The 12,081-nt window shown below is 39.5% G+C and carries 11 protein-coding genes, 1 pseudogene and 1 riboswitch; of the genes and pseudogenes, 8 read left to right on the plus strand and 4 right to left on the minus strand.

Translation table 11 applies throughout. The annotated features are described in order from the left end of the window. The first annotated feature begins 409 nt into the window (after nt 1-409). The 4 genes from ABFG93_RS15300 to ABFG93_RS15315 all read left to right on the plus strand — a co-directional run bounded on the left by ABFG93_RS15300 (nt 410) and on the right by ABFG93_RS15315 (nt 5,863). Complete coding sequence (locus tag ABFG93_RS15300) at nt 410-2,332, plus strand: endonuclease MutS2 (protein ID WP_347548884.1); 1,923 nt, start codon at nt 410-412, stop codon at nt 2,330-2,332. 123 nt (nt 2,333-2,455) lie between these two features. Next, entirely contained in the window at nt 2,456-3,520 is a 1,065-nt protein-coding gene (locus ABFG93_RS15305; protein ID WP_347552861.1) for a GGDEF domain-containing protein, read from the plus strand. A gap of 82 nt (nt 3,521-3,602) precedes the next feature. After that, complete coding sequence (locus tag ABFG93_RS15310; RefSeq protein WP_347548885.1) at nt 3,603-4,241, plus strand: SDR family oxidoreductase; 639 nt, start codon at nt 3,603-3,605, stop codon at nt 4,239-4,241. Between the two features lie 212 nt (nt 4,242-4,453). Then, entirely contained in the window at nt 4,454-5,863 is a 1,410-nt protein-coding gene (locus ABFG93_RS15315; protein ID WP_347548886.1) for an alanine/glycine:cation symporter family protein, read from the plus strand. A 428-nt stretch (nt 5,864-6,291) separates the two neighbouring features. Here the strand turns inward: ABFG93_RS15315 and ABFG93_RS15320 are convergent, their stop codons facing one another. Further along, nucleotides 6,292-6,894: a class F sortase gene (locus tag ABFG93_RS15320; protein ID WP_347548887.1), complete on the minus strand. Its 603-nt coding sequence runs from the start codon at nt 6,892-6,894 to the stop codon at nt 6,292-6,294. 338 nt (nt 6,895-7,232) lie between these two features. Here ABFG93_RS15320 and ABFG93_RS15325 point away from each other — a divergent pair, with 338 nt between their 5' ends. Further along, a complete protein-coding gene (locus tag ABFG93_RS15325; RefSeq protein ID WP_347552862.1) occupies nt 7,233-8,159 on the plus strand; it encodes an ABC transporter ATP-binding protein in 927 nt (308 codons plus the stop codon). Then, nucleotides 8,143-9,102: an ABC transporter permease gene (locus tag ABFG93_RS15330; protein ID WP_347548888.1), complete on the plus strand. Its 960-nt coding sequence runs from the start codon at nt 8,143-8,145 to the stop codon at nt 9,100-9,102. Before ABFG93_RS15325 ends, ABFG93_RS15330 begins: the two co-directional genes overlap by 17 nt. Before the next feature lie 43 nt (nt 9,103-9,145). Here ABFG93_RS15330 and ABFG93_RS15335 read toward each other — a convergent pair whose 3' ends face one another. Both ABFG93_RS15335 and ABFG93_RS15340 read right to left on the minus strand, forming a co-directional pair. Next, nucleotides 9,146-9,481, minus strand: a complete 336-nt coding sequence (locus ABFG93_RS15335) for a DUF4349 domain-containing protein (RefSeq protein WP_347548889.1) — start codon at nt 9,479-9,481, stop codon at nt 9,146-9,148. Beyond that, nucleotides 9,456-9,995 (minus strand): DUF4349 domain-containing protein, encoded by a 540-nt coding sequence (locus ABFG93_RS15340; protein WP_347548890.1) that lies wholly within the window; start codon nt 9,993-9,995, stop codon nt 9,456-9,458. The genes ABFG93_RS15335 and ABFG93_RS15340 overlap by 26 nt, the downstream gene beginning before the upstream one ends. Nucleotides 9,996-10,100: 105 nt before the next feature. Between ABFG93_RS15340 and ABFG93_RS15345 the strand changes: the two genes are divergently transcribed. Both ABFG93_RS15345 and ABFG93_RS23130 read left to right on the plus strand, forming a co-directional pair. Then, nucleotides 10,101-11,192 (plus strand): mechanosensitive ion channel family protein, encoded by a 1,092-nt coding sequence (locus tag ABFG93_RS15345; protein ID WP_347548891.1) that lies wholly within the window; start codon nt 10,101-10,103, stop codon nt 11,190-11,192. A gap of 75 nt (nt 11,193-11,267) precedes the next feature. Next, nucleotides 11,268-11,498: pseudogene (locus ABFG93_RS23130) on the plus strand (sensor histidine kinase). A 55-nt stretch (nt 11,499-11,553) separates the two neighbouring features. Here ABFG93_RS23130 and ABFG93_RS15350 read toward each other — a convergent pair. Then, on the minus strand, nt 11,554-11,688 hold the full coding sequence (locus tag ABFG93_RS15350; protein WP_347548892.1) for a hypothetical protein: 135 nt from the start codon (nt 11,686-11,688) through the stop codon (nt 11,554-11,556). 214 nt (nt 11,689-11,902) lie between these two features. Next, nucleotides 11,903-12,078, plus strand: a riboswitch (cobalamin riboswitch). Nucleotides 12,079-12,081: the final 3 nt, after the last annotated feature.

Genomic DNA, 12,081 nt, shown 5'->3' on the forward strand with positions numbered 1-12,081 from the left:
GCATACATTATAATAACGATAACCTGAAAATAAAAAGGGGAAAAGTTTATGTTATCGGTGATTCTTAACTAACGTAATTTAATAGACAGATGGTTTAAAATGGAAAATCACATGTTTATTTAAGCATGCCCTTCTGTCGAATTAGTTAAGAACACAGATAAGCTCATGAATGAAGAAAGACGACCATTCCAGCTGCGCTCTGTGCGCAGCTTTTTGTATGCTTTTTAGGGCATGCACTAAGTGAATCAGTCTACCCATTTACAAGTAGAGCTTCGGATGAACCTGTGTTCATTTGAGGCTCTTTTTTTATGAGTCCAGGTTAATTCAATTTCAAAAGGAAGTGCGTTCATGCTGATTGTTAAAACCTTATTAATAAACAGAACGACCAAAAATCGAAGGAGGAAGAACAATGAATACACAAACGATAAAGGCATTAGAATTTGATAAAATAAGAGAGGCGATAGCACATTACGCGCTATCAGAAGAAGCAAAACGAGATATTCAGACCCTTACCCCGTCTGTTGATTTAATGGTAGTGGAAAATCGATTAAATGAAACTTCAGAAGCAAAGGCAATTGTAAAGAAAATCTCAAGTGTACCGCTTCATGGTCTTCACGGCATTCTTCAAGTGATGAAGCAATTAAATAAAGGTGTTGCTTTACGGCCGGATCAACTTGTAACAGTTCTAGAGTTAATTGAAAGTGGTCGGAAAATGAAACAGTTTATGGTTGGAAAAGAGTGGCTTGCTCCAACCGTTTCAAGCTATGTGCTGTCTCTTTATGATCTGAATGAACTAGAAGAGGATCTGAAAAGTGCCATTCGAAATGGTGAAATTGACGACGGGGCAAGCAAAGAACTCGGGAGAATAAGAAAGAAAATAGCCATTTATGAAGATCGAGTGAAAGAGAAATTAAATCAACTATTACGATCACCTTCAAAAAGAAAGGCGTTACAGGATGCGATCATAAGTGATCGAAATGGTCATTATGTCGTTGCCGTTAAAAAGGAATACCGTAAGCAGATAAAAGGAATAGTGCATGACCAATCATCAAGTGGATCAACAGTTTATATCGAGCCGGAGGAAGTACGAAAAGTCCAGGTTGAGCTCAATGAATTAAAAGCAGATGAGTACCTTGAAGAGCAGCGAATTTTAAGTAAATTGACTGGAGAGATAGAGCGTTATGAACAAGAACTTTCGATTAACATTGAAACCATGACGCACTATGATTTTATATTTGCCAAAGCAAAATATAGTGCAGCGATTGAGGGAAATAAAGTTCAATTATCCACTCAGCCAATGATTTCAGTCGTGAATGGTCGACATCCATTGCTTTCAGAAAATGCCGTACCGCTTTCAGTTGAGCTTGGAACCACCTATAAAGGCCTTGTGATTACTGGACCGAATACCGGTGGGAAAACCGTCGCTATTAAAACGGTTGGTCTTCTTGCGATGATGGTACAGTGTGGATTGCACATCCCAGCAGATGAAACCTCAGTCTTTGGTTTGTTCAGTTCGATTCTTGTTGATATTGGGGATGGACAGAGCATTGAGCAGTCGCTCAGTACATTCTCATCTCGTATCTCCAATATTATATCGATCTTAAAAGAAACGGGATCTGATTCACTTGTTATTCTAGATGAACTTGGTTCCGGCACGGATCCTGGTGAAGGGATGGGGATTGCTGTCTCGATTCTTGAACATTTGAATCGTCTTCGGGCAACCATTCTATCTACGACTCATTATAGTGAAATGAAGAATTTTGCTTCAGCTCATCCAGATTTTGAGAATGCGTCAATGGAGTTTGATCCAGATTCTTTAAGCCCTACTTTCAGACTTCGTATGGGAATTCCCGGTGAGAGTCAGGCCTTTGCTATAGCTCTAAGGCTTGGAATGCATCCTACTATTATTGAGCGAGCTCATGAAATTACGTACAAGGAGCATGAAACTTACAGAGGCCTAGAAGAGCGTGTGTGGGACTACGAACAACAGTTTCAGAGTAAAAAGGTTGTAAGACCACAGGTTAAGAAAAAGGTTGGAGGGGAGAAATTATTCGAAGACTATTCGATTGGAGATAGCATTCTGATTCCTTCAGTGGATCGAAAAGGGATCGTCTATAAACCTGTAGATGATTTTGGAAATGTCATAGTTATGATAGATGGAAAGAAAGAAACGATACATGTTAAACGTTTAAAGCTTTTATTACCTGCAATCGAACTGTATCCAGAAAACTATGATTTCGATATTTTGTTTGAATCTGTTGAAAATAGAAAGAAGAAGAAACTTATGAACCGTAAGCATGTAGAAGGTTTGAAAATTGACTATGATGAGTAAAAAAAAGGAGATAACTCTCCTTTTTTTATTGTATTTAACTCCCACCATTTTCTAATGATGCTAAGATGAGTATAAGTCTGTCATTTGATGATAGATAGAGTTAAGGAAAAATACATATTGGAAGTGACGATCATGTTGCAGTCTTTACTTGCAAACTTTGCAATTCTTTTATTTATGCATCTTTGTATACAAAGCAATTACTACCTGGCATTTCGAAATCGTGTGCCCGCTACTTTTGTTGCGGTGATACACATACTAATTGTTACGGTAGGTATCATTATTCTTTATATGCTTCCTGTCACGATCAACAGTTATTCCTTTGATTTAAGAACGATTCCGCTGGTCTTCCTGCTGATCTATCATGGCTTTAACTATGGTTTTCCTGTGATAATGATGGTTACTTTGGCGCGATTCATCTTTCCTGGAGAAGAAATAGTGGTTGAAATACTTTTTACAATCATTATCCCATCTATCGTTACCTTACTTTTCAGGCAGAAAATAATGGAGAAGCTCTCCTATCTTAATCTATTCGTATATTTCACTGTCGTCTGGTTCATTTCTGATGTAATGCTTGTGCTAGTTGCTTCAGGAAATGAGCATATGGTTTCAGCCTTTGCTCTCCGTTTTCTATCGTTCCAGCTTTCGGCAATAATCATGTATTTTTTTATACACACAAGCACTAAGAATCTGGAGATGAGTGAACAGCTTCGTTTCTATGCAGAGCATGACTCTCTAACAGGTCTCCTTAATGTTCGAAGCTTTCTTAAACAGGTTGATGAGCGAGAAGGGTCAGTTACTAGAATAGTCGCCATGCTTGATCTAGATTATTTTAAAGTGATCAACGATACGTACGGTCATTTAAATGGCGACCGCGTGCTTGCTGAGTTTGCGCATTTTCTATTAAAACAGGACAAATCATGGGTTATAGGTCGTTATGGGGGAGAAGAGTTCATCGTTTTGATTGATATCGATAAAAAATCTGAAGCGATCGATAAAATGAAAGACCTTCAATCCGCCCTAAGTCGCCACACATTTACAACGGAAGCTGGTGATGTGATTAAAGACGTATCGATTTCGATCGGCCTTGCTGAACTAACCCCAGGTGAATCAATTATGGAAGCGATTGAGAGAGCAGATCAACAGTTATACAAAGCAAAGGATAATGGAAGAAATCAGGTATGGGTTTAACAAACTTGAACATTCATGGGTTTAACTATTCCATTTTGCGGAATATAACACGTGTTAAGGTTTTTAAAGGAGGAAGATAGAGATGAAAGTACTAGTTATCGGAGCAAACGGACAAGTTGGAACACATGTGATAAAATCTCTGGCTGAACGTGGCCATGAACCAGTTGGAATGATAAGAGATACGGATCAGGTGAAAACGATAGAAGATGCTGGCGGCAAAACAGTGCTTGGTGATCTTGAAAAAGATTTTTCTCAAGCCTTATATGGTTGTGAAGCTGTTATTTTTGCGGCTGGTTCGGGTCCTCACACCGGAGCCGATAAAACGATTATGATTGATCAGGAAGGTGCAATTAAAGCAATAGATGAAGCGAAGCAACAGGGTATTAAACGCTTTGTTATGTTAAGCACGGTCGGATCTGACAATCCTGAGCTGGGACCTGACAACATGAAGCCGTACTTATATGCTAAAAAACGTGCGGATGAGCATTTAAAAGCAACTAATTTAAACTATACAATCCTTCGTCCAGGACGTCTTTCAAATGATCCAGGAACAGGACAGATTAGAGCAGCAACCTCACTGGATGATAAATCCGGTCAAATTCCACGTGAAGATGTTGCAGCTGTTCTGACTGAAATCCTTGAAAATGAAAACACATTTCATCGCACATTTGAAATTCTGAACGGTGATCACAAAATTAGTGACGCACTAGGACAACTATAAAAAGTAAAACAGATCTTAAGAGGGGCTCAATTAAACCTATTGAGCCTTTCTTTTTTATGGTGAAAGTTACTAATTGTATTTGGAGCAGATTTATAGTAAAACGGAATAGTGACTAATTCATCATTTTGTTAAATTTAAATTGCGAAGAATGGATTCACATGATAGTGTGGTAGAGCGATGAAAGCGTTAACACATAAAGGAGTAGAGAGAGAATGAACATCTTAGAATGGCTTGAGAAAATTAATGGAATTCTATGGGGGGCGCCGAGCCTTATTCTTTTGTTTGGAACCGGTGTATTCCTTACCCTGATACTGAAAGGACTGCAGTTTCGAAAGCTGGGTTATGCGTTCAAGCTTGCTTTCTCAAAAGAAAAGGAAGAAGACAGTAGTGCTGAAGGAGATGTAAGTAACTACAAAGCGTTAATGACGGCACTTGCGGCTACCATTGGGAATGGTAATATTGCGGGTGTTGCTACTGCTATTACAATCGGTGGTCCAGGAGCAATCTTCTGGATGTGGATTGTTGGACTTGTAGGAATGGCAACAAAATATGGAGAAGCGCTTTTAGCTATGAAATACCGTGTTAAAAACGATAATGGCGAATTCGCAGGTGGGCCAATGTATTACGTGGAGAGAGGGCTTGGTCCTAAATGGAAATGGCTAGCAATTTCTTTTGCCCTGTTTGGAGCGATCGCTTCGCTTGGAATTGGTAACAGTGTTCAATCCAATACGATCGCAAGTGTGGTGGATGAAAGCTTTCAAATTGATGGATGGGTAACTGGAGCTATTCTAGCAGCGCTTACCTCGCTCATTATCTTTGGTGGTGTAAAGCGTATTAGCTCTGTCGCTAGTTTTTTTGTTCCGATCATGGCAGTGTTATATATCATTGGAGCAATTATCATCATTGTGATCAACATCGATGCTGTTATTCCCTCGTTAAAATTAATTTTTACATATGCCTTTACTCCACTATCAGCAGTTGGAGGGTTTTCAGGAGTTATTGTGATGGAAGCCGTAAAATCAGGTGTGTCGAAAGGGATTTTCTCAAACGAAGCTGGTCTCGGTACAGCTGCGCTTATTGCTGGTAATGCAAAAGCAGAACATCCTGTGAGACAGGCGCTTGTCGCCATGACTGGTACGTTTATTGTAACGATTATTGTCTGTACGATGACAGGGCTGGTTCTTCTGATGACAGGGTTTTGGGACCCGACAGGAGGAGAGCTCTCAGGAGTTGCTCACGATGCCAGTCTTGAAGCAGGTGCACTAACGACAGCGGCGTTTGGCTCGAGTCTTGGAATCATTGGAGAATATATCGTTACGTTCTCTGTGATCTTCTTCGGATTTTCGACCATTATTGGCTGGTATGTGTATGGCTATAAGTGTTTCGAATATCTTGTCGGAACAAAAGTAACGGTGTATTATGGAGCAATTTATGTTCTAGCATGTTTTGTAGGAACAATAGCAAATCTGACAACCGTCTGGGCTTTTGCAGATATGGCTAATGCCCTTATGATGATTCCAAACTTAATCGCCCTCTTGCTACTTCATAAGGTGATTAAAAGTGAAACGGACGATTACTTTGATCGTTACCTGGCCGAAGCTGAAATGAAACGTGCAAGCTAGAAAGGAAAAAGCACAGCTGGAATTGACCCAGCTGTGCTTTTTCTATTTTTCAGAGATGTATTTCTTTGATGCGGCAGATTCGTTTCCAAAAATGTCTACTGCTGTAACGTGGTAAGAAGATGTGGAGGCAGCCTCATCAGAGTAACTTTTACGCTCGATGCTTGAGATGCTTTCAACTTGTTTGAATGAGCCGTTCTCATCTGCTTTATAAATGCGGTAACCGACGACATTCTCATCGCGGACAGCATGCCATGATAAGAAATTACCACTTACACTAAGGTTCGTTGGAGCATCTGGAATTTCGTTCGGATCGACAGTCAGTTCTTTGTCTTTCTCGCTTGCATCTTCTTTTAACTCAGTAAATATAACAAGTCTTTCTTCATGTGTACCTTTGGACCGGTTGAATGTGCCGGCACACGTAATCAGATTTAAGTTCTTTGTGTCAGTTGGTCCGAAAATTTTCTCGATTGGGGAGTTTGTATAAGGATAGCTTTCATTCCTTTCACCACGAACGTGAGTGTTTTGCCATCTTTATCAGTCAGAATGATTTCATTACCTTCTGAAAGTTGATCAAGATAGAAGAAAATAGCCGGTCCCGTTTTACTGTCAACGTGTCCTGCTAGAACAGCATTTCCGGTAGTACCGGGTTTATAGCCAGGCTCAAACCAACCAACATCGTCAATATTTGATGGAACCCCCATCTGTCCGTTCTCTAACACACCTACATTTTCAATATTTGCTGAAACATCAATGGCTGGTATATCGATTTTAACAGGAACAATTCCTTCCTCAGTATCCTTCTCGGCATCCTTAGCTGCTTTAATTTTATCTTTCTGCGCATCTATTTCATCAGAAAGGGTGTCAGGCTTTTTCACTTCCTCAAGTTCTTTTTCAGGTTCTAACTCTAACTGTGTCTGTGATTCAACAGGCTCGTCTGCTGGTACAGCAGGATCTGCAGCGAAATTGTTATTATAACCCGCTAGCACAAGCCAGATAATGACCCCAACGATGAGTAGCATAACTTTCCTCAACTTTCTTCACCTCTTTTTTCGTTTCAGATGCATGCTCTAATCCTCTTCTCATACTAATCTTACATAGCTAACGTAACTCATGTCCATATGGATCATAATTTTCAGGAATTATCCTTTATCATTTTTTTCGATATAAGTTAGTCGTACTCTACTGTAAATTTCATGTGAATAGTTTCAAGCAGCTGGTTCAGTCCATTGTTCGATGGCACAACTCTTATTGCGATTCGCAATGGAAAAATATTTGCGATGGAGAACGTTGAAACTATTCGCGAGCGAAATCGTATAAGAGTAGTAGAATGGATAAAGTGTATTTATAGTAAGGAGGAAGAGGTGTGCAAATGGCAACAGAACCAATAGTGCAGATTCGTGATTTAACGAAAGTAATCGGAAAGAAAACGATTATCGACCGCTTATCTTTTGATGTGTACCCAGGTGAAGTATTCGGATTCTTAGGACCTAATGGTGCGGGGAAAACAACTACGATTCGGATGATGGTTGGCTTAATGAAAATGACAGAAGGTGAAGTGCTGATTGATGGAACGAGCATCAAAACAGACTTTGAGGACGCGATCGTTAAAGTTGGTGCGATTGTTGAAAATCCAGAAATGTATAAATTCCTTTCAGGTTATCAAAACCTGCTTCATTATTCACGTATGATGAAAGGAATTTCGAAAGATCGAATCGATGAAGTGATTAAACTGGTTGGTCTTGAAGATCGAATCAATGACAAAGTGAAAGGCTATTCTCTTGGTATGAGACAAAGGCTTGGGCTTGCTCAGGCGCTTCTCCATCGACCGAAACTACTAATTCTAGATGAGCCAACAAATGGTCTTGATCCAGCAGGAATTCGAGAAATCAGACAGTATTTAAGAACACTTGCGAGAGAAGAGAATGTAGCTGTGGTTGTCTCAAGCCATTTGCTGTCTGAAATAGAATTAATGTGTGATCGTGTTGGTATTATTCAGAGCGGGAAAATGGTGGATGTGCAAAAGGTGAATGATTTCATACAGAAGGATAAAGCCATCATGGTTTCATTTGAAGTTGACCCAGTCGGACATGCTGTCAAAGCGATTAAAGCGGCATTTCCGGAAAATGAGATTCAGCAAGAGAACGGTAAGTTAACAATGAAAATAGAGCATGAGTTTATTCCAGACGTTACAACTAAGCTCGTTGAAAAAGGAATTCGAATTTATGGCATTCAAACATCGGTTAAAACTCTAGAAGACGTATTCCTGGAAGTAACAGGAGGTGAGCAGGTTGTCTAATCTAATGAATCTTATCCAGAATGAAAACATGAAAATCTATCGCAGGGTTGGTACATGGGTCATGTTGAGCCTGGTAGTTATAGCGGTTCTTATAACAGCTATTTTTACAAATATGAACGGAAGCGATAATTCAACAGAATGGCGCACACAGGCACAAAATTCCATTCAACAGTCAGAACAAACGTTGCAGGACTCTGAAGGGATGCCAAAAGCATTTAGAGATATTCAAGAACGTACAATTGCAATCAATGAATACAGGTTGGCACAGGACCTTCCACCTCTAGCAAGCGACTCACTCTGGAGCTTTATGGATAACTCGACAGGTATTGTAAGCCTCATTGCCATTTTTACTATAATTATTGGGGCCGGGATCATAGCGAGTGAATTTTCCTGGGGAACGATTAAATTATTGCTTATTAGGCCCGCGACGCGCACAAAAATTCTTGCTTCAAAATTTATTGCTACGTTGATCTTTGCTCTCTTTTCCCTTGTCATTCTTTATGTTTCATCATTTGTGATCGGTGGTCTCTTACTAGGGTTTGATTCGATTGATCAGCCATACCTTACGTATTCTGGTGGAGAAGTATCTGAAACAAGCATGGCCGTTCATTATATTGTGGAATATGCACTTGCCAGTGTGAATCTTTTAATGATGGTAACGTTCGCTTTCATGCTGTCTAGCATTTTCAGAAGCTCTTCCCTTGCAATTGGTCTTTCCATTTTCTTAATGTTTACAGGAAGTCAGTTAACGTTTGTATTGAGTCAATATGATTGGGTAAAATATATTCTCTTTGCAAATACTGATTTAAGTGTTTACTTTGATGGCTCCCCAATCGTCGAAAGTATGACGCTTGGCTTCTCACTTGTTACACTGACTATTTATTTTGTCATATTTATATTGTTATCCTGGCTACTGTTTACGAAGCGAGATGTAGCTGCCTAACAAAAGCCGATCAGGAAATCTGATCGGCTTTTTTGGTTGTTTTCTATGGCGAAAGATGAAGAAGAGAACGACTGCATGTAATGGAAGAATGCCAGGAGACAGGCCAATAAGATATACAACGGCTATTGAGAAGAAGATGATTATGCCATTTGAAGTTCTCCTTAGCTTCAGTCAGTGTGTTTAATTCCTTGTTACTAATAGAGGGTACGGTAATTTTCTTCTGTGCAATAGAGATTATTACCGTTGAGAATTCACTTTGGTTATCTAAATAGTTCATACGTCCTTTAAGCTGTTCAATTTCTTCTTGGACGTGTGAAAGATCATTAGATATAGCAAGGAGGTCATCTGTTTTCTCAGGCTTCTTTAAGAAAATCCTCAAGCCTTTTCCTCACCGTTTCCTTTGCTTTCAGTCTTGAAGTAAAGTCAATGTATTCTTCCGTTACGTCAGATCCTGTAATCGATTTTTGTGGCGTTCCTTTTCCGATCGCTTCCGCTTTATCTAGGAACGAATTAAACTTATTCTGAGGAATTCGAACAGTCATTGATGCAATTACGGTTTCATCTTCCGTATAGGTGCTCGCCTCGACGATGTAGCCTTTAAATGAGTTAGTGAACTGGTTAAGTTTATCAATAGCCTGCGGGAGATCCTCTACAGTTAATGACAAGTTTGCGTTAAAGATTACTTTGCGTTCTTGCGATAGAGACAAATCAGAACTTCCGTTAGAAGAGGATATTTCGTTTTCGTCTGGATTCTCCACATCATCCACTTTGTTGTCCGTTGTATCGGTAATAGACCCCGTGTCTGCCTCACTTTTCGAAGACAGGTCTTCATTTGAACTGCAACCTGATGTTAGAAGAATGCCACATATGAGAAAGATGAACCGTTTGCGCATGTTTTAACCCCCTGGACCTTCTCTTATTAGACGGAATTAGTACGAAAGTGGTTACACAGAAATGGTATGATAAAAGGTAACTGATTCGAAAAGGGGTTGCACGTTTTGCTTTCATTCATGGGGAATTCGCTCACCAGAGATATTCTGATTACTGCTCTCGTGATCTTCGGTCTTTATCTCCTGAGATTTATGATAAAACTATGGCTAACAGGAAAAGGTGAAGAAGAAAGGTATCCAAAAGCCATAAAACCTGCGTTTCTTTCATTCCTGAATTGGACAACTGTCTACGCTATTCTACTTTTTGTTCTTTTTTATTTTTCAGATACAAAATGGATGTTTCAGCAGCTATTTTCTATCGGTAGTGTTGAAATCTCATTGTTTCTTATTCTAATTGCGTTATTTATCATTACATTGGCGAATCGTCTTTCAAAAATTTTCACTTCGTTTCTGATGCCCCCACTGTATGATCGATATAGTCTTGATACTGGACTACAATTTACGTTTAACCGTATTTTTCACTACACGTTGATGGTGATTGCAGTTGTAATTAGTTTAACAACGGTAGGTCTGGATCTCAGTGCGCTAACTGTTTTTGCAGGTGTGCTTGGAGTTGGGATTGGATTTGGGATGCAGAATATTGCAAATAATTTCATTTCTGGCTTAATCATTTTGTTTGAAAGACCAATTAAAGTAGGAGATCGAGTGATTATTAACGATATAATCGGTGATGTTGAGAAGATTAACATGCGAGCAACGATTATCCGTACGCTTGATAATGAGCGGATTATTATGCCAAATTCGTACTTTATAGAAGAACAGGTTGTTAATCACTCCTATGGAGATTCGAAACTGAGGCTGGTTGTTCCAATTGGAGTGGCATACGGTTCAGATGTGGAGCTTGTTAGAACTCTTCTTCTGACTGTTGCAGATCAGGAGAAGGAACAATCTATGTATGTGCTTGAAACTCCTGAACCTTTTGTCAATTTCTTTGGTTTCGGAGATTCTTCCCTTGATTTTCAACTGTTCATTTGGATTTCTTCACCAAAGGCTGTTGTGGAAACGAAGAGCAATCTCAATTTTCGCTTGAATCGAATCTTTGAAGAAAACGGAGTCGAAATCCCGTTTCCTCAGAGAGATTTGCATGTTCGAAGTCTTGATGAAAGCATTATTGAACAACTAAAGAATAAATCACTCTAATTCCCATCATTTTCACATAGTCTTTTCAAATTTCTTCGTACATTGTTGGATAAAATGAAACAGGCTTTAATTAATATGCTAGCTAATGCGATCCGATTTGCGACATCATATATACATGTTTCGCTGAAGTTGGAAGATCAGCTCGTCTCTATTCAGATTCAGGATGATGGTCCTGGATTCTGAGATGACACCGATAAAATATTCGAACGATTTTATACAGGAGATCAATCAGGATCAGGTATCGGGCTCTCCATTACAAAAACGATTGTAGAAAAACACCATGGAACTATTGAAGCGCTAAACTGATGCAGGTGCATTGTTTAGCATTACCCTTCCTTTTGAATAAACGGAAAGATCGTTACTAACGCAGCTGTGATAATTTCTGTATAATATCTTTACTTTCCTGTTCGCTTAGCAATCCGAACTTCTGGCATAGCAGAGTATAACCAGCAAGCTTATTAAAACAAGAATCAAGTGGCTTCTTCAAACGAATCATTCCTTTCTTTCCTCAAGGAAACTTTTTTTATTATCAACAATATATGCGATGAAAACGCATGAGTGATAGGCATTTATCTTCCGAGTTGAAATAATAGTCATTCGGTGCAACAATAGAGCTTGTGGAAAATGTGAGAGTGATGTAAGATGATGTTATCAACATTTAGTGTTGGTTTTGGTTTTGGTATACTATATATGGGGTATTTTCCCCTTAACTGAATATTTGAGTATGCGGTGTCGTATAACGACTTGAAAGGGAATCCGGTCTGAATCCGGAGCTGTCCCCGCAACTGTCGTGTGGACGAGGCAAAATGCCACTGGAGAATTTTCCGGGAAGGCTTGCCAAGGAAGAAGCACAAGCCAGTAGACCTGCCGTGTATTCAAAAACGTTTCT

This window comes from Pseudalkalibacillus hwajinpoensis (assembly GCF_039851965.1).
Lineage (GTDB): Bacteria > Bacillota > Bacilli > Bacillales > Guptibacillaceae > Guptibacillus > Guptibacillus hwajinpoensis_E.